Origin of the sequence: Flavobacterium sp. EDS, from assembly GCF_020991525.1 — a bacterium.
Classification (GTDB): domain Bacteria; phylum Bacteroidota; class Bacteroidia; order Flavobacteriales; family Flavobacteriaceae; genus Flavobacterium.
In genome coordinates this window covers 40,366-62,904 of sequence record NZ_JAJMOZ010000006.1, presented here as the reverse complement: position 1 = coordinate 62,904, position 22,539 = coordinate 40,366, and the positions used below count along the sequence as shown (strand labels likewise).

Here is a 22,539-nt window from a genome sequence, read left to right as displayed (position 1 = left end):
CAAAATTAGGTATTATTATGATTTTATACGCCTAAATTTTTATAATAATGATAGAAATGTAATTTCTATAGGTTTATTCCCAATTTATTTTATTAAATTTAAAAATGTATTTTAAGAGCTATGATAAATGTCATATTTTTTGGTTAGTTGGTTCAAGACCTTTGTACAAGCTTAAAAGTGGTTAAATTATGAGTGTCCAAAATTGTTTTCATTGTGGTTTAATTATCCCAAAAAATGAATTAATTGTTTTTGATGAAAAAGAGTTTTGTTGCAGTGGATGTAAAACAGTTTATGAGATTTTTAGTCTAAATGACCTAACTTGTTATTATGATTTCGAGAAGTCTCCAGGGGCAACGCCTCAAGATATTCAAGGTAAATACGATTTTCTGGATAATGAGAGTATTCAGCTTAAATTATTAGAATTTCAGGAAGATACCACAGCAATAGTTTCGTTGAATATTCCGCATATTCATTGTAGCTCTTGTATTTGGATTTTGGAAAACTTAAGTCGTCTTAAACCAGGAATTAGTGCTTCACAGGTTAATTTTCCAGAAAAAAAAGTTAGGATTACCTACAATTCAGAAAAGATTACTCTTAAAGAAATTGCTTATTTATTAAGTTCGATAGGGTATGAACCTTATATAAGTTTGGAGAATTATGAGGCAGGTAAGAATAATGTTGATAGAAGTTTAACCTATAGATTAGGAGTAGCTTTCTTTTGTTTTGGAAATATTATGTTACTTTCTTTTCCTGAATATTTTGAAGTAAAAGAATTTTGGTTAGATAACTATAAACCTTTTTTTCGCTGGCTGATATTAATTTTGGCTATGCCGAGTTTCTTGTATTCAGCAAGTATTTACTATGTTTCAGCTTATAAAAGTATAAAAAGCAAAATGCTAAATATAGATATTCCTATTGCTTTAGGAATTATCGTTATGTTTATACGAAGTACTTTTGATATTGTCATGGATTATGGTCCAGGCTTTTTTGACAGCTTGACAGGATTAATTTTCTTTATGTTATTAGGGAAGATGTTTCAGATTAAAACCTATAGTTTTTTAAGTTTTGAAAGAGATTTTAAGTCTTATTTTCCAATAGCAGTAACTAGAATAAATCCCAATACTCCAGAAGAAAGTATTCCTATTTATGATATTGATAAAGGAGACCGGTTATTGATTAGAAATCAAGAGTTAATACCTGTTGATGGAATTTTGATAAGTGAACAAGCTGAAATTGATTATAGCTTTGTAACTGGTGAGGCAGTTCCTATTACTAAAAAATCAGGAGATAAAGTTTTTGCAGGAGGGAAACAAATTGGAAAAGTAATTGAGATGGAAGTGCTTCATACTGTATCTCAGAGTTATTTAACGCAGTTGTGGGGAAATGATATTTTTCAGAAAGATGTTCAACAAAAACATAAAACGATAACTGACGCTATTAGTCGTTATTTTACACCAATTTTATTATTAATTGCTTTTGCGGGCTTTGGTTATTGGATATTTATTGATGCCAATACCGCTTTTAATATTTTTACAGCAGTACTTATTGTAGCATGTCCGTGTGCTTTAGCACTAACAGCGCCATTCACATTTGGAAATATTTTAAGAATTTTAGGGAAACAAAAGTTTTATTTAAAAAATGCCCTGGTTATTGAGCAACTCGCCAAAGTTGATACGTTGGTTTTTGATAAAACAGGAACCATTACAACCAATAAAAAATCGAACATTGCATATGAGGGAGAACCGCTTTCTGATGAAAATCGAATCATGTTAAAAAATGTACTTCGAGCTTCAAATCATCCTTTGAGCCGTATGTTATATGAATCATTACCAGAGTCTGACCGAATAAAATTAGATGATTTTGAAGAAATAACAGGGAAAGGAATTATGGCAGTAATCCAAAATCACCAGTTTCAAATAGGGTCTTTCTCTTTTGTAGGTGGTCAACAAGAGAATTTAATTAAGCAAACGTCACTTCATATTAAAATCGATGGGGTTTATTATGGAAAATATATATTTAATAATCAATATCGAGAAGGATTAGAGGATTTGTTTCAAGAATTGAGTTTGAACTATAAGATTAAAGTTCTCTCTGGTGATAACGATGGAGAACGAGAGACCTTAGAAAAACTTTTGCCAAAAGAGACAGAACTTGTTTTTAATCAAAAACCAGAACAAAAGTTGGCGTTTATTAAAAATCTACAAGATCAGGGACATAATGTTATGATGATTGGCGATGGATTAAATGATGCAGGTGCCTTGGCGCAAAGTAATGTTGGAGTTTCTATTTCAGAGAATGTCAATGTTTTTTCACCTGCTTGTGATGCTATTTTGGATGCAACTGAGTTTAAACGTTTGAGTTATTTTTTGAAACTATCTAAAAATTCGATTAAGATTATTAAAATGAGCTTTGTTTTATCGTTACTATACAATGTTGTAGGATTGTCTTTTGCGGTTACTGGAAATTTACTTCCTTTAGTTGCGGCTATTATAATGCCTTTGAGTACAATTACGATAGTGAGTTTTGTGACTTTAGCATCTAACTATTTCAGCAGGAGTAGTTTAAAATGATTATAAATAATTCAACTGTTATTTTTTCATAATTTTAACATATACTGACTGAGCATGATAAATGTCATATTTTAAAAGAATGCTTAAAAGTAATTTTGTATAACTTAATTTTAAGGATATGAGTGTAATTTACTTATTAATCTCCGTTAGTATTTTCATTGCAATTGGCTTTTTTATAGCATTTGTGGTAGCAGTCAAAAAAGGGCAATACGACGATGATTATACCCCCTCAGTTAGAATGCTTTTTGATGACGAAATCAAAAAAAATCCCAGCGGTAGAATAAAAACTCCCAACAATAAAATAAAAATAACCACAGAAAAACAAATCTAGATTATGGAAATGCAACAATTTTATTACGACAACAAAATTGTAAAGAAATTCATCTATGCGACCATTCTTTTTGGTGTAGTAGGAATGCTGGTCGGCCTTACATTGGCCGTTATGTACCTCTTTCCTAATATTACCGACGGGATCTCATGGTTAAGCTACGGACGATTAAGACCTTTACATACCAATGCAGTTATTTTTGCCTTTGTAGGAAACGCATTCTTTGCAGGGATGTACTATTCTTTGCAACGACTCTTAAAAGCAAGAATGTTTAGTGACTTTTTAAGTGGTCTACATTTTTGGGGATGGCAATTAATTATCGTTGCTGCGGCTATTACATTACCTTTGGGTTATACTTCATCAAAAGAATATGCTGAATTAGAATGGCCTATTGATATCGCTATTGCTTTAATTTGGGTTGTAATGGGTATCAATATGATTGGTACAATTTTAAAACGTAGAGAACGTCACTTGTATGTGGCTATTTGGTTCTACTTGGCCACATTTGTTACTGTTGCAGTATTACATATTTTTAATAATATAGAAATACCTGTTTCAGCAATGAAAAGTTATTCTGTTTACGCAGGAGTTCAGGATGCTTTAGTACAATGGTGGTACGGACACAATGCAGTTGCTTTTTTCTTGACTACTCCATTTTTAGGAATGATGTATTATTTTGTTCCTAAAGTTGCAAACCGTCCAGTATATTCTTATCGTTTATCGATTATACATTTCTGGTCATTAATTTTTATATACATCTGGGCTGGTCCTCACCACTTATTGTATTCAGCATTACCAAACTGGGCACAAAATTTAGGAGTAGCTTTCTCAGTTATGTTGCTTGCTCCATCGTGGGGAGGTATGATAAACGGACTTTTAACACTAAGAGGTGCATGGGATAAAGTTCGTGAAGAACCAGTTTTAAAATTCTTCGTTGTTGCAATTACAGGTTATGGTATGGCAACTTTTGAAGGACCAATGCTTTCTTTTAAAAACGTAAATGCTATTGCGCATTATACAGACTGGATCGTTGCTCACGTACACGTAGGTGCACTAGCATGGAATGGGTTTATGACTTTTGGTATGATTTATTGGTTAATACCAAGAATGACGAAAACTACTTTATTCTCTAAAAAATTAGCGAATTTCCATTTCTGGATTGGTACTTTAGGAATTATATTATATACAATACCAATGTATGTTGCTGGTTTTCAACAAGCTTCGATGTGGAAGCAATTTAATCCAGATGGAACTTTAACTTATGGAAACTTCCTAGAAACAGTTACAGCAATTATGCCATTGTATTGGATGAGAGCTATTGGTGGTACTTTTTACCTTGTAGGAATGTTAGTTTTGGTTTACAATATAATTCAAACATTACGAGTTGGTAGCCCAATTGAAGATGAATTGGCAGAAGCTCCAGCATTAGAAAAAATTAGTAGCAGTAGAGTTCGTGGAGAAAAATTCCACTCATGGTTAGAAAGAAAACCTATTCAGTTAACTATTTTGGCGACAATTGCTATTTTAATTGGAGGAATCATTCAAATTGTTCCTACAATTATGGTAAAATCAAATATACCTACAATAACAAGTGTTAAGCCATATACACCATTAGAACTTGAAGGACGTGATTTATATATTCGTGAAGGTTGTGTTGGATGTCACTCTCAATCAGTAAGACCATTTAGAAGTGAGGTTGAGCGTTATGGACCACAATCAAAAGCAGGAGAGTTCGTATACGATCATCCATTCTTATGGGGATCAAAACGTACAGGACCAGATTTATTAAGAGTAGGAGGTAAGTACAATGATAACTGGCACTTTAATCACTTCTGGAATCCACAAAGTATATCAGCAGGTTCAATCATGCCAGGATACAAATGGTTATTTGATAATAAACCAATGGATATTTCATTGACTCAAAAGAAAATGGAAGTAATGGTTCAATTAGGAGTTCCATATTCACCTGAAGAAGTGGCTAATGCTCAAAAATTATTGAGAGCACAAGCACTTAAAATTGAAAAGAACTTAGAGAACGACCCTGATTATGTTGCTAGTTATGCTGATAGTAAGAAAAAAGCAGAAGCTAAAGGAGAGAAATTCATTCCGATGAATGAAAGAGAAATTGTAGCGCTTATTGCTTACATGCAAAGATTAGGAACAGATATCAAAGTAAAAGAGACTTCAAAATAGAGAAATTATGTTTGAACAAGTAAAACACAACTTAGAGACTATTGCGGGAGTAGAGATATTCCCGATACTTTCCTTGCTAATTTTTTTTCTTTTTTTTGTCTGCCTAGGGATCTGGGTATTCTCATACGGAAAAGAAAAAATTGATGAAATGAGTCAAATTCCGTTGGACGAAAATTAAATTGTAGAATTAAAAAATAATATATAAAATGAAAAAATTAATTCCAGTATATATACGATTGCCACTAATTTTCTTCATCGTTTTTGGTGCAATGGAATATTTTATAGACTCAGGTGATAAGCCTGCATTTATAAAATACCCAATGGTTTCTGTCTTTTTATTCGTATTTCTTTTCCTTTTAATAGCAATAGAAATTACAGTAAGTGCAATAGACCGAATTACTTATAATCTGTTAACAGATGAACAGAAAGCGAAACTTGAAATTGATAGTAATTTGAGTTTAAAAGAAAGAGCTTGGTATAAAAATTTAATGCAAAAATTAACAAAAACGGAGCCGATGGAAACAGAAGCAAGTTTGTTATTAGATCATGATTATGATGGCATTAAAGAGTTAGATAATAACTTACCACCATGGTGGATTTATTTATTCTATATCACTATCGTCTTCGCTGTTGCTTATGTAGTACATTATGATGTATTAGGTGGAGAAGACCAAGAGATGGAGTTGAAAAAAGAGATGGCACAAGCTAAGATAGATGTTGAAGAATATCTTAAAACAGCTCCAGATTTGATGGATGAGAAAACAGTTACCCTGTTAACAGATCCAGCTGATCTTGCTACTGGAAAAGAAATTTTCACAACAGATTGTGCTGCCTGTCACCGAGCTGATGGAGGAGGGCAAATTGGTCCAAATTTAACAGACAACCACTGGATTTTAGGTGGGGGAATAAAAGAAATATTCCACACCATAACCAATGGAGGGCGAGACGGAAAAGGAATGATAGCATGGAAAGGGACGTTAAAACCTAAAGAGATACAAAAAGTAGCCAGTTATATTTTGTCTCTACAAGGAAGTAACCCTAAAGACCCAAAAGAACCAGAAGGGGAAATTTGGGTTGATAAAGATGCATCAAAAACTGATGCAGGAGGAGTAACCACACAAACAGATTCTACACAAGTTAAAAAATAATACAATGTCAAATTTACCAGACGAAGCTTTTAGAGATACCATCGGAACAATAGATGAAGGGGGTAATAGAAAATTTATTTTCCCTAAGAAACCGTCTGGTAAATTTTATGAATACAGGAAATTGGTTAGTTATGTTTTATTAGCCATTTTAGTTGCAAATCCGTTTATAAAAGTAAATGGAAATCAATTTATGATGTTCAATATTTTAGAACGCCGTTTTAATATATTTGGATTCCCTTTTTGGCCTCAGGATTTTTATCTTTTTGTAATATCAATGCTCGTTGGTATTGTATTTATAATCTTATTTACAGTAGTGTATGGGCGTATTTTTTGCGGATGGATTTGTCCGCAAACTATATTTTTAGAACTAGTTTTTCGCCGAATAGAATATTGGATTGATGGAGATAGAGGAGCACAATCTCGATTAGCCAGACAAGAATGGAATGGAGAGAAAATTAGAAAAAGACTAACCAAATGGTTTATCTTTTTTCTAATCTCGTTTTTAATTGGTAACGTTTTCTTAGCTTATCTAGTAGGAAGTGATCAATTGTTTTTAATGATTGAAGAAGGGCCAATCAAACAATCAAATAACTTTATAGCCTTATTATTATTTACTGGGGTTTTCTACTTTATATTTGTTTGGTTTCGTGAGCAAGTTTGTATTATAGCCTGTCCATACGGAAGATTACAAGGTGTGCTTTTGGATAATAAATCTATTAATGTAGCTTATGACTTTGTTAGAGGAGAAAAAGAACTAGGTAGAGCTAAATATAATAAACAAGAAGATAGAGCAGCATCAGGAAAAGGAGATTGTATTGACTGTAAGCAATGTGTGCATGTTTGTCCGATGGGAATTGATATTAGAAACGGAACTCAATTAGAATGTACAAATTGTACAGCTTGCATTGATGAATGTGATACTATCATGGAAAATATAGGTTTACCAAAAGGACTTATTAGATACGCTTCTGAAGATGAAATCGAGAAAAAAGAACCTTTCCGATTTACTGCTAGAATGAAAGGATATACAGCAGTATTGATTATCTTGCTGGGTATTTTTGTTGGAATGCTTTTCTTAAGAAATGATGTTCAAGCTGTAGTTTTACGTTTACCTGGACAGCTTTTCCAACACAAAGGAGATAAAATAAGTAATATTTATACGTACAAGATTGTCAATAAAACAATAAATGATTTTAATGATATTCATTTTGAATTGATTGATCAAAAAGGTACTATAAAAAATGTTGGTACTCAAAAGTTTAAAGTTCCAAAACAAGGAATTTCACAAGGAACATTGTTCATAGAAATAGATCAGGCACTTTTAGAAAGTGATAAAACTAAGGTAGAAATAGGTGTTTTTAACGGTGACAAATTAATCGAAAAGACATCAACAAACTTTTTAGGACCGAGAAGTTTTAATTAAAAAAATAATATCATGAAAATTAACTGGGGAACAGCAATAGTAATTGCATTTGGATTGTTTATGACATTCATTTTATACTTTGTTTTTAAAGTACAATCCGATAGTAAGTATAGCAATGATTTGGTTGTTGAAGAATATTATAAACATGATTCCCATTTTGGAGAAGAAATGGATCGTGTTCAAAATGCTCATGATTTGAAATCAAGACCTACAATTATTGCTATGAAAGATGGAGTTAAAATTATTTTCCCAAATACTTTTGAAAGTAAAAATATAAAAGGTGAGGTGCTAATGTACCGTCCATCAAATAAAAAACTAGATTTTAATACAGCAATTACTTTAACAAATTCTGAATTATTGATTCCTCAAAAGAAATTAATAAAAGGACGTTGGGATGTTAATATGGAATGGCAATATGATGGTAAACAGTATTTAACTAAAGAAGTTGTTTACATTAATTAAAATGGTATTTACAGTATCAAGTAGTTTATTGAATGTAATAGGCAAAAGGATACTAAATGCAAAAGAATTTAGTTTATAATCGCACGTCTGGTGTAGTCTATTTAGATAAAAATATCTCTTTTAGATTTCATAAACAATCTATCGAGAATAGATACTAATATAAATAACAATGCTTTATTCAGCTTTTATATTCGGTTTAATCAGTAGTTTTCACTGTATAGGTATGTGTGGCCCTATTGCTATGATGTTGCCTGTTGATAAGCAAATTGGGGTTAAAAAAGCAACACAAGTTACAGTCTACCACTTAGGTAGATTGTTTGCGTATGGGACAATTGGATTGGTTTTTGGATTACTAGGAAAAGGTTTTTTTCTTGCTGGAATTCAGCAAAAAATATCCATTGTTATTGGAGTAATTATGATAATTGTAGTTCTAACTCCAGAGAGAATATTTGCACAATACAACTTTTCAAAACCAGTTTATAAGCTCATTTCAAAAATAAAAACCAATCTAGGTAAGCATTTTAGGAGTAAAAGTTATAAGTCACTTTTTATTATTGGAGTACTTAATGGATTTTTGCCATGCGGAATGGTATATGTAGCATTGTTTGGAGCTATTGCTATGCAAAGTGCCGAATTGGGTGTTTTGTATATGATCTTGTTTGGCTTAGGAACGGTTCCTTTAATGACCAGTGTAGTATATTTTAATTCGTTTATTTCACAATCAACTCGCAATAAATTTCAAAAAGCAATTCCTTATGTTGCTGTTATTATTGGAGTTTTGTTTATTCTGAGAGGCTTGGGTCTTGGAATTCCGTATTTATCTCCATCAAATATGAGCTTATTTGTTCAGGAGACACCTAATTGTCATTAATTAGGAGTTTAAATAGTCATCGAAAACAAACTTGTTTCTGGTGCTTTTCTCTTTAAATGTAAATCAAAAGCCATACAGATATTACGTACAAAAGGTTTTCCTGCTTCTGTAACGTTTATTTTTTGATTCTCGATAATAAGTAATCCATCATTCTCCATTTCTTTTAGCTGAACTAGGATTTCTGGTATCTCTTTAAAATAGCCACTTTCTTTACTCCATGTAGTCTCAAAATTACACATTAAGTTTAAGATGTGCTTTCTAATAATAAGATCCTCTTCAGTTAGTATATGCCCTTTTACAACAGGAAGTTTATCCCACTCTAATAATTGGTAGTAGTCTTCAATGCTTTTTACATTTTGAGCAAAACTATACCAACTGTCGCTAATTGATGAAACGCCAAGTCCAATCATTAATTGGGTTTTGGAAGCGCTATATCCCATGAAATTACGATGCAATTTTCCTTCTTTAAAAGCAGTGTATAAATGGTCAGATTTTAAAGCAAAATGATCCATTCCAATTTCATAATATTCATTTTTATATAATAGTTCTTTTCCAATTTCGTATAATTTTCGTTTTTCGGCATCTTTAGGGACGTTCTCATCACTAAAACCTCTTTGTCCGTTCCCTTTAATCCAGGGCACATGTGCGTAGCTATAAAAAGCCAAACGATCAGGCTGTAATGAATTTGTTTTCTCTATGGTGTCGATAATATCTTCAACTCCCTGAAAAGGCAAGCCAAAAATTAAATCATGGCTTATAGAAGTATAGCCAATTTCTTTAGCCCAAAACGTAACTTTAGCCACATTATGGAAAGATTGTTCACGATGAATTGCTTTTTGTACTTTTTGAGAGTAATCTTGAACTCCGTAACTCACTCTTCGAAATCCTAAATTATATAGTTTTTGTAAATGTTCGTAAGTTGTATTATTAGGATGCCCTTCAAAACTAAATTCATGTTCTTTAGCTTTTTCAGCATAAGAAAAAATACCATTAATTAAATCTTCAAGATTTTTAGGGGAGAAGAAAGTAGGTGTTCCCCCCCCTAAGTGAATCTCTTTTATTATGGGTTTTTCATTAAGAAGTTTACAATACAGACTCCATTCTTTTATTACTGCTTCTATATATGGATTTTCTACATCATGGTTTTTTGTAATTCGTTTGTTGCAACCACAAAAAGTACACATGCTTTCGCAAAAAGGTAAATGAATATATAGACTAATTCCGTCTTTTTGATTGCTTTCGGCGAATGATTTTTGCAAAGAATCAATCCAAAGTTGATAGGTGAAATCATTTTCATTCCAGTAAGGAACAGTAGGATAGCTAGTGTATCTTGGTCCCGGAACATTATATTTTTGTATCAACGAATTTTTCATAATAAGAAATTTAATGGAAATCAAAATTAATCAGAAACATAAGTGATTAAAATGATATTTATCATAATGTAATTCAAAAAAAAGAGGCTCATCTTGAACTGCCCCCAAAAAGTTAGACACTATTTGGAGCCTCTTTTTTTTTGAATTAAGAATTAATCTGAAATGCAATCTTGGATGATTTGTACCCATTTTTTACCTAATTGTTGATCTTCATGCAAACAAACTTGATTTATTTGATCATCTTCAATATTGTAAAATGGAATTACAATTTTTTGTCCTGTTGTTTTATCTTGAAACTCAAAATCAACTTTTATGATACTATCTGAGTTTGCATCTGTTGTTGGTACTAATCGACAAGATTTAACAAGATTTAAATCTATGAATGAACTTTCATTTTTTCCTTTATTGAAATTCATTGATATAAAACCTTTGTTTGTTTTATCTATAGCTAGAATTTTTTTGTTTTGTGATTCGGTTAAATCAAAGTTGAATTTTCCATTTTGGCTATATTTTTCTTTTATAGCTTGTATTCTAGCTTTGTTAAGAGAATTTGAACGGTAAGAGAAATAAAGAGGTAAAAGTGATATTACGGCAAGTGCGATACCTATGATAGTTACGGAGTTATCCATTATTGTTTTTATTTAAAATTTAATTATATAACATGAAATAATAAACAGAATGCGATGGGCAAACTATTTATTTGAGAAGATGTTAATCTTCAATTGCTAAAATCATGAGATTTAATTACCAGAAATAATGGAAAGGATAAAGTAATATTGAGATTTTTTTTCTCTGATTTATGATTTGATCTGCAAAATTGAATATGCTTTTTTTAATGTTGTAATCGGGGATTACAATTAAAAAAGTATCAAACCATTTAGATAAAGAAGGATAATTTGTTTTTAAATCAGCAATAACATGAAAACTTGCTTGAGGCTGAATAAAAGCCGAAGATTTAATGCTATCGGAAGTGAAATTTGATTCTGTTTTCTGAGGTTGAATTACATCAATAACAACTTTGTCTGCATTATAAGCAGATAAAAAGAGCATTAAGAGCCCAACAAAGATGATTACTTTTCGAATCCAGGTCATGCTACAAATCTAATCTATAAAATGTAATTTAGGTACTTTTTATGAAAAAAATAGCATAATAATAATAATAAGACAATTGTTGGTCTCTAAATGTTTTTTTAGATTTATTATTGTTGCATTTTAAAATAATAATCGGCTGAATGTTTTCCGCTACCATAAAAAAAGAAAAATAGGCATACCATAAAAACACAAATAGCCAATAGTAAATTTTGTGAATGCATTTCGCCCATAAAATTAACCAATATTGCTCCTAATAAGATTGGCAATTGTGCACCAATCGCCCATCGGGTTAGCAATCCAAAAACAATCATAATACCTCCAATCATATGGGCAGGTGCAATGTAATGTATAAGAAACATTCCACCACCAAATTTGTCAATTGGAGATATTAAATCATGTAAATACTGGATATTAGTAATGAAGAAGACTCCTTTCATAAATAAAAATACCCCCAAAGCAATACGTAATAAATCTACTGGTAAATAAGTGTGCGCATTTGCCCATTTATTTAAATTTTTTACATTTTCCATGATACTATAGTTATTTGAAATAATAACGCTAAGTTACTAATTTTTAATAATATAGTTGTTTTTTTTGAGGTGTAAAAAATGCCTTCTGTAATTTTATTTACTTTAAAAATTATACTTGAATAACCCCAAGATTAAATGGTTTTGTAATAGGAGCGTGGTTAGCCGCTTCTATTCCCATAGAAATCCATTTACGAGTGTCTAACGGGTCTATGATAGCATCAGTCCATAATCGAGAAGCTGCATAGTATGGGGAAACTTGTTCATCATAACGAGCTTTAATTTTTGCAAATAATTCGGCCTCTTTTGCCTCATCTACAATTTCTCCTTTTGATTTTAAAGAAGATGCTTCTATTTGAGCCAATACTTTCGCCGCTTGTGTTCCTCCCATAACAGCGAGTTCTGCACTAGGCCAAGCAAAGATTAATCTTGGATCGTAGGCCTTACCACACATGGCATAATTTCCTGCCCCGTATGAATTTCCAACGATAACGGTAAATTTTGGGACTACTGAATTACTTACTGCATTTACCATTTTTGCACCGTCTTTTATGATTCCGCCATGTTCAGATTTAGAACCTACCATAAAACCTGTAACATCTTGTACAAATACTAGCGGTATTTTTTTCTGATTACAATTGGCAATAAAACGAGTTGCTTTATCGGCACTATCTGAGTAAATAACTCCTCCAAATTGCATTTCGCCTTTGGCAGTTTTTACTACTTTTCTTTGATTGGCTATAATTCCTACTGCCCAGCCATCAATTCTAGCATAACCCGTTATTAATGATTGTCCATAGCCGTCTTTATAGGCTTCAAATTCAGAATTATCAACCATACGCTTAATGATTTCCATCATATCGTATTGCTCATTTCGTGCTTTTGGTAGAATGCCATAAATTTCTGTTGGATCTAAGGCGGGTTTTTGGGCTTTAATACGGCTGTATCCAGCTTTGTCGTAATCACCAATTTTATCTACAATATTTTTTATTTTGTCTAATGCATCTTTATCATCTTTAGCTTTATAGTCGGTAACACCCGAAATTTCGCAATGAGTAGTTGCACCACCTAAAGTTTCGTTATCTATTGTTTCTCCGATAGCAGCTTTTACTAAATAGCTTCCAGCAAGAAAAATACTCCCTGTTTTATCTACAATTAGAGCTTCATCGCTCATAATAGGTAAATAGGCACCGCCAGCTACACAGCTACCCATTACAGCAGCTATTTGGGTAATTCCCATGCTACTCATTTGAGCATTATTTCTAAAAATACGCCCAAAATGTTCTTTGTCTGGAAAAATCTCATCTTGTAACGGCAAATAAACTCCAGCACTATCTACAAGATAAATTATAGGTAATCTGTTTTCCATTGCTATTTCTTGAGCACGTAGATTTTTTTTAGCAGTAATAGGAAACCAGGCACCTGCTTTTACAGTGGCATCATTGGCAACAACAACACATTGTTTTCCTCTTACATATCCTATTTTTACAACAACACCGCCAGATGGACATCCGCCATGCTCCGCATACATTCCGTCTCCAACAAAACCACCAATTTCTATATATTTTGAATTTTCATCAAGCAAATAATCAATTCGCTCTCTTGCTGTCATTTTACCTTCTGAATGAAGTTTTTCTATGCGTTTTTCGCCACCGCCTAATTTTACTTTAGCAAATTTTTGTTTTAGTTCAGAAAGTAAGAGTTTATTGTGATCTTCGTTTTTATTGAAGTTTAAATCCATAATAAAATAGTGTTTTTATAAAATAGTGTGTGCTAATTTACGAAATCGATCGAAATAAATTGATATGATATAATTACTTTAATGATGTAAGTCGTAAAGTGTTTGTTTACAAATAGAAACAAAAAAAACAGAAGCGAACTTCTGTTTTAAATATCTATTGAAATATATTTTTATTTTTTAGAATCGCAAACTAATCGTTTTAAGATTGCCCACTGTTTTAAAGCATCACGAGCTTCTACGGCTGGATATCCTAGCATTGTTTTACCAGCAGGAATATCACCAGTAACTCCTGATCCTGCACCTACAATAGCACCATCTCCTATAGTTGTATGGTCTTTAATAGAAGCGCTTCCGCCAATGATAACTCCGTTACCTAGCGTTACAGAACCAGCTAAACCGCTATTTCCAGCCATGATACAAAATTTACCTAGTTTACTATTGTGGCCTATCTGAACTAAATTGTCAATTTTACATCCATCACCAAGAATAGTTGAACTGAATTTTCCACGATCAACACATGAATTTGCTCCAATTTCAACCCCGTTTCCTATAATTACATTTCCGATTTGTGGAATTTTAACCAATCCTTTTTCATTACATGGGCGAAATCCAAAACCATCCGCTCCAATAGTTGCATTAGGATGAATGATACAATCGTTACCAATATGACAACGCTCGCGGATTACTGCTCCTGGCCAAATAGTGGTGTTTTTACCAATAGTGCATTCATCAAGGATAGTTACGTTTGGATAGATAGTTACATTATCGGCTAATTTAACTTTAGGGCCAATATAACATCCAGCTCCAATTCGAACACCTTCACCAATAATTGCAGATTCATCTACAACTGCTCTAACGTGTATGTTGTTATGGAAGATAGGTGTAGGTGGTGCAAAAAGTGCTAATATTTGCGACATTGCTAAATCGGCATTCTTTACTTTTATAAAAGCTCGATTTTCTCCTGGTTCTATCGAAATATCTTCATTAACAATAGCTACACTAGCTTTGGAATCTTGCCAATGTTTTTCATATTTTTTGTTTCCAATGAACGAAATTTCGGTATTGGTGGCTTTGTCTAATTGTTCTGTAGCAGTAATATTTTGTGAAGTATCACCATAAATAACACCATTAATTACTTCGTTAATCTCTTGGATAGAATAGGATTTCATTTATTATGAATTAGTTTTAGGGTTTTGCGGTATTTTTTGCCAAATAAAATCAATTAGTATTTAATTACCTAATTATATTTTGATGGATTTTAATAAAAAGATAAAATAACAATCTGATTATTATAAAAACGTTATTAAATCTATTAAATTGTTGATAGTTTTTAATTTGCTGTTAATAAGTGTTTTTTATTAAATTATTTAGAGATATACGTAGATTAGTAAGTTGATGAGGTTGTGTGAGATATAATATTTAAATGTAAATATATAACCTGAATTCATTCTTTATGGCGTATTTTTATCACAAAAAACAACAAAAAGTTTATGAAATTATTTTTGAATAATAAAATACTTCTTTTCCTATTATTTAATTCTGTGTTTACTTATTCTCAAGTAAAAGATTTGTTTAGTAAGCCCACTAAGCTTCATACAATATCTGAAAGGTGGGAATTAACTCCAGAATCATCAAACGGAACATTTTTGATAACCCCATATAAGCCTATTTATGTCTTACCTCTTAATTGGTATAGTTCACCAAATGAACAGCCTTATTCAGGGAACGGTAAGCCAGAGTATGTTACGCCTCCAGGAACCAACTATAATAATCTTGAAACAAAGTTTCAGCTTAGTTTTAAAACAAAAATTTTTCACAATGCTCTTTTTGGGAAAGGAGATTTATGGGTTGCCTATACACAGAAGTCGCAATGGCAGATTTACAATGAAAGTTTATCAAGGCCATTCAGAGAAATCAACTATGAGCCAGAAGTTATCTTTAATTACCCTCTTAATTTTAAATTTTTAGGCTTTAATATGCGAATGGCTGGTGTTGCATTCAATCATGAATCAAATGGAAAAGGGTTGCCTTTTTCTAGAAGTTGGAACAGAATTATTTTTCATCTAGGATTTGATCGTGATAATTGGAGTGTCTATGTAAGACCGTGGCTAAGACTTCGCGCAACAAAAGATGATAATCCAGATATTGCTCAATATATAGGACGTGGAGATATAAATATAATTTACACTAAAAATAAAAGCATATTTACATTTACAGGAAGTAATAATTTAAGTTTTAATAATAACAGGGGGAATGCAGCACTTTCATGGTCGTATCCAATTGCTGGAAATCTAAAAGGATTTCTTTTAGCAACGCATGGCTATGGAGAAACCTTGATTGATTATAATCATTTGCAAACAACGATAGGAGTAGGTGTTTCTTTAATTGGACCGCTTTAGAATAATAAAAAACCCAGCACCAGCTGGGTTTAATAATTAAGATTATTCTTCTTTTTGTCCCATCATCATTAAAAATGCTTTTAGGAAAGGGTCGATTTCACCGTTCATTACTCCATCGACATCGCTAGTTTCATAACCAGTACGAACATCTTTGACTAATTTATAGGGTTGCATCACATAATTTCGAATCTGTGATCCCCATTCGATTTTCATTTTCCCTGCTTCTATATCGGCACGTTGTGCTTGTTGTTTTTTTAATTCGATTTCATATAATTGAGATCGTAACATTTGCATAGCCCGCTGTCTATTGTCTTGCTGCGACCTTGTTTCGGAACATTGAATTTGAATTCCAGTTGGTTTGTGTACCAATTGCACTTTTGTTTCTACTTTATTAACATTTTGTCCTCCTGCACCACTAGAGCGCGAAGTTGTAATTTCAATATCAGCAGGATTAATATCAATTTCAATACTATCATCCACAAGCGGGTAAACATAAACGGATGCAAAAGAGGTATGACGTTTGGCATTACTATCAAAAGGGGAGATTCTAACTAAGCGATGTACTCCGTTTTCTCCCTTTAAATAACCAAATGAGTAATCTCCTTCAAACTCAAGCGTAACAGTTTTTATACCTGCAACCTCGCCAGCCTGAAAGTTAAGCTCTTTTATTTTGTATCCATAGTTTTCGCCCCACATCATATACATACGCATAAGCATTCCTGCCCAATCGCAACTCTCAGTTCCGCCAGCACCAGCAGTAATTTGAACTACGGCACTTAAACTATCTCCTTCATCTGAAAGCATATTTTTGAACTCAATGTTTTCAATATGCGATTCTACGGCTTTATAGTGCTCATCTAACTCTTCAGCAGAAATAGCTCCTTCTTTATAGAAATCGTAGGCAATTTGTAGCTCATCAGTAAGTTCGATAGCTTTGTTGTAATCTTCGATCCATTTTTTCTTGTTTCTCAGATTCTTTACAATGGCTTCGGCTTCTTTTGCATTGTTCCAGAAATCGGGTGCAAAAGTCTTTTCTTCTTCGTTAGCGATTTCAATTAATTTGGCATCAACGTCAAAGATACCTCCTCAACGCACCAAGGCGCTCTACAATACCTTTTATTTGTTCGGTAGTTGTCATAAATTATTAGTAGTTTTAATAAGATTTTTATAAATAACTCGTTTTAGTGCTTAACAGTTTTGTAATGGGTTAAAATTTATATAACTTCATTGAATTAGAAAACACGAAATACGTAATTTTGTTGGACAAAAATAAGATATAGTTTTTAGAATATGGAAATAAATTTAATTAGTGATACAATCACCAAACCTAGTATTGAAATGTTGCAATACATGTTCAATGCAAAAGTAGGAGATGATGTTTACAAGCAAGACCCGACGGTTATTGAACTTGAAGCTGGAGTAGCAACAATGTTTGGTATGGAAGCTGGGTTATTTTTTCCATCAGGAACCATGGCAAATCAAACTGCAATAAAATTACATACACAACCAGGAGAGCAATTAATTGCTGATAAATATGCACACGTTTTTCATTATGAAGGAGGAGGAGCTTCGTTTAATAGCGGTGTTTCTTGCTGTTTGTTAGACGGAAACCGTGGCATGATAACCGCTGAGCAGGTTGCAGGAGCAATTAATGATCCTGAATTTTACCATAGCCCACTTACAAGTTTAGTATGTGTTGAGAATACTACTAATAAAGGAGGAGGAGCATGCTATGAACTTGAAGATTTAAAGAAAATAAAGAAAGTTTGTGATGCGAATAATTTGAAATTCCACTTAGACGGAGCCCGAATTTGGAACGCTTTAGTTGCTAAAAGGCAAGATCCTAAAGAATTTGGTCAAATATTCGATACTATTTCTGTTTGTTTCTCTAAAGGATTGGGTGCGCCTATTGGTTCGATGTTATTAGGAACTAAAGCGGATATTAAAAGGGCATTGCGAATCCGAAAAATGTTAGGTGGCGGAATGCGTCAAGTTGGTTATTTGGCTGCAGCTGCAATATTTGCGCTAGAAAATAATTTAGAAAGATTAGCTGAGGATCATCGTAGAGCTAAAGAAATTGCTGCTGTTTTAAGCACAAAACATTGGGTAGCTTCAATAGAGCCTGTAGAAACTAATATTTTGATTTTTTCTTTGCAGCCTAATTTTAGCGAGCAACTTTTGATAGAAAAATTAAAGCAGAAAAATATTTCAATAAGTTCAATGGGGCACGGTAAACTCAGAATTGTGACTCATCTTGATTATAGACAAGTAATGCATACTTATGTTTTAGAAACGTTACAGAAATTATAAAAAAGATTCAGAGGTTTAGCAAAGGTGTAGAGAAACAAACGTTCAGAAGCTGAAAGTCTACTAATTAGTGTGAAATATTTGAGGCTTTGAATTCTATATAATTTAAAAGATTATCTATTTTACAATAGCATAAAATTTTAAAAATCTTATTTAAATAAAAAAGGTTCAAAGTTTACGATGTCGTAAAACTTTTGAACCTTTGTTTTTTTCTTTAACTTTTGAATCTTATTTAAACAGATTGTCCATTCCAGGAATCATTGGCATATCCATTTTTGCAACAGCATCAAGCTCTGTTTGGTTAACATCTGTAGCTTTTTCTATAGCTTTATTTAATGTTACAATTAAATAATCTTCTAATTGTTCTTTATCTTCAAGTAAAGAATCGGCAATTGTTATTGATTTTATTTTTCGGTTAGCTGTCAAAGTAACTTTTAATAATCCGTCAGCGCTTTGTTCATCTATTAAAACCGTGTCTAATCGTTTCTTTGTATCCTCTATTTTTTGTTGGGTTTCTTTAAGTTTTCCCATCATTCCCATTAAATCCATTTTTCGGTTGTTTTAAATTTATGGAACGAAATTACTAATTCAATTTTAAAATCAAGTGTTAATTTACATAAAAAAGAATTTAGTTGCGTGTTCGTTTATGTTATTTTTGTACATTCATTTTAAAATTAAAATTCAGAAAATGCCAAATAAAATTGCTGCTCCAATAGCTAAAGAAATTCCTAAGTCATTAAAAAAACATAAAGAAGTTAGAATTGATAATTATTTTTGGCTGAATGATAGAGAAAACCCTGAAGTCATTGACTATCTAAATCAAGAAAATGCTTACTACGAAAGTATGACAGAGCATACTAAAGATTTGCAGAAAGCATTGTACGAGGAAATGAAAGCTAGAATTAAGGAAGATGATGAATCGGTTCCTTATTTTTATAATGGATATTTCTACATTACTCGTTTTGAAACGGGCAAAGATTACCCAATTTATTCCCGAAAAAAAGAAAGTTTAACTGCCGATGAAGAAATTTTATTCAATTGCAATGAATTATCGGTAGGGCATAACTATTTTAAATTAGGAGGCTTGAGCATAAGTCCAGATAATAAATTTGTGTCTTTTGCACAAGATGTAGTTGGAAGAAGAATCTATACAATTCAGATTAAAAACTTGGAAACAGGTGAGGTTCTTTCAGATAAAATTGAAAACACAACAGGAGGCTCAGTTTGGGCAAATGATAATAAAACTCTATTTTATACTAAGCAAGATGAGGTTACATTGCGCGCCGATAAAGTTTTTAAGCATAAATTAAATACTGATTCAGCTAATGATGTATTGATTTTTGAAGAAACAGACGATACTTTTAATGTTTCTGTTGGTAAAGAAAAATCACGAAAATATATTGTAATTAGTTCAGGAAGTACATTGACTACTGAATATAGAACATTAAACTCTGATAATCCAGATGGTGAGTTTGCTGTTTTTCAACCTCGTGTTCGTGGTTTAGAATATAGTATTTCGCATTTTGAAGACCATTTTTACATTCTGACCAATAAAGATAAGGCGACTAACTTTAAGTTGATGAAAACGCCTGAAAATGCTACTGGAAAGAAAAACTGGAAAGATCTTATTCCGCATAGAGAAGATGTTTTATTAGAAGATATTGAAATTTTTAAGAATTATTTGGTTGTAGAGGAGCGCTCAAACGGCTTGAATCACATCCGAATCATGCCTTGGAATGATGAACCAGATTATTATTTGCCTTTTGGAAGCGAAACATACAGCGCTTTTACTACCACTAATGTTGATTTTGATACCGATATTTTACGTTATAGTTATCAATCTTTAGCAACGCCATCTTCGGTTATCGATTTTAATATGAAAACGAAAACTAAAGTAATTCTAAAAGAACAACAAGTTTTAGGAGGGGAGTTTGATAAAGACAATTATATCGAAGAACGTATTTGGGCTACTGCTACAGATGGTGTAAAAGTGCCTATTTCGATGGTTTATCGTAAAGGATTAGAAAAAAACGGTAAGAATCCATTATTGCTTTATGCATATGGTTCTTATGGAATTACAATGGATACTTATTTTTCATCAACGCGATTATCATTGTTAGATAGAGGTTTTATTTTTGCAATAGCCCATATTCGCGGCGGAGAAGATCTAGGAAGACAATGGTATGAAGATGGTAAATTATTAAAAAAGAAGAATACTTTTACAGATTTTATAGATTGTTCTAAATATGTAATTGAACAAAAATATACTTCTCCGGAGCATTTATACGCAGAAGGAGGCTCTGCAGGAGGGCTTTTAATGGGAGTTATCGTAAATTGGGCTCCAGAATTATATAATGGAGTAATAGCCCAAGTACCTTTTGTAGATGTTATGACCACAATGTTAGATAGTACTATTCCGTTAACTACAGGAGAGTATGATGAGTGGGGAAATCCTAATACAAAGAAATATTATGACTATATGTTGTCTTATTCGCCATATGACAATGTAAGTGCTCAAAAATACCCTAATATGTACATTTCTACTGGGTTACATGATTCTCAGGTACAATATTGGGAGCCAGCCAAGTGGGTGGCCAAATTAAGAAATAAAAAAACTAATAATAATTTATTATTCCTAAATACTAACATGGATGCGGGGCATGGCGGTGCTTCCGGGCGTTTTGAAGCTCTAAAGGAACTAGCGAAAGAGTTTAGTTTTTTATTAGATTTAGAGAAAATTAAAATGTAATTAGAATTTTTTTGTTAAATTTGCATCCTGTCGAGGTTAATTTAAAAATACCCTCGATTAACTATTTTTTTATGAAAGAAGAAATAACTGCTTACAACAACGTTTTAGAATTAATAGGCAATACACCGCTTATTAAACTAAATAAAATCACAGAAGGGTTAGAAGGTAATTTCTATGCAAAAGTAGAAGCTTTTAATCCAGGACATTCCTCAAAAGATAGAATTGCATTATATATTATTGAAGAGGCCGAAAAGAGAGGGATTTTATCTCCAGGAGATACAATTATTGAAACTACTTCCGGTAATACAGGTTTTAGCTTAGCAATGGTTAGCATTATAAAAGGTTATAATTGCATTCTAGCTGTTAGTTCAAAATCATCCAAAGATAAGATTGATATGTTACGTAGCTTAGGTGCCAAAGTATATGTTTGCCCCGCTCACGTTTCTGCAGATGATGAACGTTCTTATTATAATGTTGCTAAAAGATTACATGAGGAAACCAAAGGTTCGGTTTATATTAATCAATATTTTAATCAATTAAATGTTGATGCACATTATAACACTACTGGACCAGAAATTTGGGAACAAACAAAAGGTCAGATAACGCATCTTATTGCTTGTAGTGGAACTGGAGGAACAATTTCAGGGACTGCAAAATTCTTGAAAGAGCAAAATCCTAATGTTAGAATTCTTGGAGTTGATGCTTTTGGATCGGTATTAAAAAAATACCACGAGACAAGAGAATTTGATAATAAAGAGATTTATCCATACCGTATAGAAGGTTTAGGAAAAAATCTAATTCCATCAGCCACAGATTTTGACATCATCGATAAGTTTATGAAAGTAACCGATGAAGAAAGTGCTCATGCAGCCAGAGAAATTACAAGAAAAGAAGGCTTATTTGTAGGATATACATCTGGAGCAGTAATGCAAGCGATTAAACAATATGCAGAGGAAGGGGAGTTTACTAAAGATAGCAATATAATAGCAATATTTCCTGATCATGGTTCGCGTTACATGAGTAAAGTGTTTAGCGATGATTGGATGAACGAACAAGGCTTCTTTGACAGTGTCAATGAAGAAGAAGTTCAAAAAATTGAATTTGTAAAGTAAATAAAATAGTATTTATATATAGAAAAACTCCAGAGATATCTGGAGTTTTTTGTGTTTTTATAATGATGTATTGGAGTAGTTGTTTTTAATTTATTGCAGTGATAGATTAATTAAAGGTGCTAAAAGTTCCTTTGGAATATAAAAAAAGGAATATTAAGCAGAAACAAGCGCACGCAAATAGTAATGATTTTTACACGATACTTTTGAAGACAAATTAGTAAGAGGGTTTTATGGGATCAATATA

At 32.3% G+C, this 22,539-nt stretch carries 20 protein-coding genes; 12 read left to right on the top strand and 8 right to left on the bottom strand.

Annotated features, from left to right (window positions below; genetic code table 11):
- The first annotated feature begins 188 nt into the window (after positions 1-188).
- The 8 genes from LPB87_RS10440 to LPB87_RS10405 all read left to right on the top strand — a co-directional run bounded on the left by LPB87_RS10440 (position 189) and on the right by LPB87_RS10405 (position 8,995).
- Positions 189-2,570 carry a heavy metal translocating P-type ATPase metal-binding domain-containing protein gene (locus LPB87_RS10440; protein WP_230727859.1) on the top strand — a complete coding sequence of 794 codons (2,382 nt, stop codon included), beginning with the start codon at positions 189-191 and terminating at the stop codon, positions 2,568-2,570.
- 118 nt (positions 2,571-2,688) lie between these two features.
- A complete protein-coding gene (gene ccoS, locus LPB87_RS10435) occupies positions 2,689-2,901 on the top strand; it encodes a cbb3-type cytochrome oxidase assembly protein CcoS (RefSeq protein ID WP_129537855.1) in 213 nt (70 codons plus the stop codon).
- Between the two features lie 3 nt (positions 2,902-2,904).
- Positions 2,905-5,091 (top strand): cytochrome-c oxidase, cbb3-type subunit I, encoded by a 2,187-nt coding sequence (gene ccoN, locus LPB87_RS10430; RefSeq protein WP_129537856.1) that lies wholly within the window; start codon positions 2,905-2,907, stop codon positions 5,089-5,091.
- A gap of 7 nt (positions 5,092-5,098) precedes the next feature.
- Entirely contained in the window at positions 5,099-5,269 is a 171-nt protein-coding gene (locus LPB87_RS10425) for a CcoQ/FixQ family Cbb3-type cytochrome c oxidase assembly chaperone (protein ID WP_129537857.1), read from the top strand.
- Between the two features lie 28 nt (positions 5,270-5,297).
- Positions 5,298-6,239: a cbb3-type cytochrome c oxidase N-terminal domain-containing protein gene (locus tag LPB87_RS10420; RefSeq protein WP_230727858.1), complete on the top strand. Its 942-nt coding sequence runs from the start codon at positions 5,298-5,300 to the stop codon at positions 6,237-6,239.
- A gap of 4 nt (positions 6,240-6,243) precedes the next feature.
- Entirely contained in the window at positions 6,244-7,662 is a 1,419-nt protein-coding gene (gene ccoG / locus LPB87_RS10415) for a cytochrome c oxidase accessory protein CcoG (RefSeq protein ID WP_129537859.1), read from the top strand.
- Positions 7,663-7,674: 12 nt separating this feature from the next.
- A complete protein-coding gene (locus LPB87_RS10410; RefSeq protein WP_129537860.1) occupies positions 7,675-8,124 on the top strand; it encodes a FixH family protein in 450 nt (149 codons plus the stop codon).
- 169 nt (positions 8,125-8,293) lie between these two features.
- Entirely contained in the window at positions 8,294-8,995 is a 702-nt protein-coding gene (locus LPB87_RS10405; RefSeq protein WP_129537861.1) for a sulfite exporter TauE/SafE family protein, read from the top strand.
- An 8-nt stretch (positions 8,996-9,003) separates the two neighbouring features.
- On the opposite strand, the gene hemN is transcribed toward LPB87_RS10405, so the two are convergent.
- The 6 genes from hemN to lpxD form a co-directional block, all read right to left on the bottom strand.
- Entirely contained in the window at positions 9,004-10,368 is a 1,365-nt protein-coding gene (gene hemN / locus LPB87_RS10400; RefSeq protein ID WP_230727857.1) for an oxygen-independent coproporphyrinogen III oxidase, read from the bottom strand.
- A gap of 152 nt (positions 10,369-10,520) precedes the next feature.
- The gene (locus tag LPB87_RS10395; RefSeq protein ID WP_129537863.1) at positions 10,521-10,997 is read right to left on the bottom strand and encodes a hypothetical protein; all 477 of its coding nucleotides are present in this window, start codon (positions 10,995-10,997) and stop codon (positions 10,521-10,523) included.
- A 115-nt stretch (positions 10,998-11,112) separates the two neighbouring features.
- On the bottom strand, positions 11,113-11,460 hold the full coding sequence (locus tag LPB87_RS10390) for a hypothetical protein (RefSeq protein WP_129537864.1): 348 nt from the start codon (positions 11,458-11,460) through the stop codon (positions 11,113-11,115).
- 107 nt (positions 11,461-11,567) lie between these two features.
- Positions 11,568-11,990 carry a DoxX family protein gene (locus LPB87_RS10385; protein WP_129537865.1) on the bottom strand — a complete coding sequence of 141 codons (423 nt, stop codon included), beginning with the start codon at positions 11,988-11,990 and terminating at the stop codon, positions 11,568-11,570.
- Positions 11,991-12,099: 109 nt separating this feature from the next.
- Complete coding sequence (locus LPB87_RS10380; protein ID WP_129537866.1) at positions 12,100-13,728, bottom strand: carboxyl transferase domain-containing protein; 1,629 nt, start codon at positions 13,726-13,728, stop codon at positions 12,100-12,102.
- A 170-nt stretch (positions 13,729-13,898) separates the two neighbouring features.
- Positions 13,899-14,897, bottom strand: coding sequence for a UDP-3-O-(3-hydroxymyristoyl)glucosamine N-acyltransferase (gene lpxD, locus LPB87_RS10375; protein WP_129537867.1), 999 nt, complete (start codon positions 14,895-14,897; stop codon positions 13,899-13,901).
- Positions 14,898-15,218: 321 nt separating this feature from the next.
- On the opposite strand from lpxD, the gene LPB87_RS10370 reads away from it, so the two are divergent.
- On the top strand, positions 15,219-16,127 hold the full coding sequence (locus tag LPB87_RS10370) for a phospholipase A (RefSeq protein WP_129537868.1): 909 nt from the start codon (positions 15,219-15,221) through the stop codon (positions 16,125-16,127).
- A 42-nt stretch (positions 16,128-16,169) separates the two neighbouring features.
- Here the strand turns inward: LPB87_RS10370 and prfB are convergent.
- Positions 16,170-17,265, bottom strand: a protein-coding gene (gene prfB / locus LPB87_RS10365) for a peptide chain release factor 2 (protein ID WP_129537869.1) whose coding sequence is annotated in 2 segments (ribosomal slippage) — positions 16,170-17,201 and positions 17,203-17,265 — 1,095 coding nt in all. Because the reading frame shifts where the segments join, the coding sequence is not laid out codon by codon here.
- A gap of 152 nt (positions 17,266-17,417) precedes the next feature.
- Here prfB and LPB87_RS10360 point away from each other — a divergent pair.
- Positions 17,418-18,437 carry a GntG family PLP-dependent aldolase gene (locus LPB87_RS10360; protein WP_230727856.1) on the top strand — a complete coding sequence of 340 codons (1,020 nt, stop codon included), beginning with the start codon at positions 17,418-17,420 and terminating at the stop codon, positions 18,435-18,437.
- A gap of 225 nt (positions 18,438-18,662) precedes the next feature.
- On the opposite strand, the gene LPB87_RS10355 is transcribed toward LPB87_RS10360, so the two are convergent.
- On the bottom strand, positions 18,663-18,983 hold the full coding sequence (locus tag LPB87_RS10355; RefSeq protein ID WP_129537871.1) for a YbaB/EbfC family nucleoid-associated protein: 321 nt from the start codon (positions 18,981-18,983) through the stop codon (positions 18,663-18,665).
- 139 nt (positions 18,984-19,122) lie between these two features.
- On the opposite strand from LPB87_RS10355, the gene LPB87_RS10350 reads away from it, so the two are divergent.
- The gene (locus LPB87_RS10350) at positions 19,123-21,183 is read left to right on the top strand and encodes a S9 family peptidase (protein ID WP_230727855.1); all 2,061 of its coding nucleotides are present in this window, start codon (positions 19,123-19,125) and stop codon (positions 21,181-21,183) included.
- 71 nt (positions 21,184-21,254) lie between these two features.
- Complete coding sequence (locus LPB87_RS10345) at positions 21,255-22,295, top strand: cysteine synthase family protein (RefSeq protein WP_230727854.1); 1,041 nt, start codon at positions 21,255-21,257, stop codon at positions 22,293-22,295.
- The last annotated feature ends 244 nt before the right edge of the window (positions 22,296-22,539 follow it).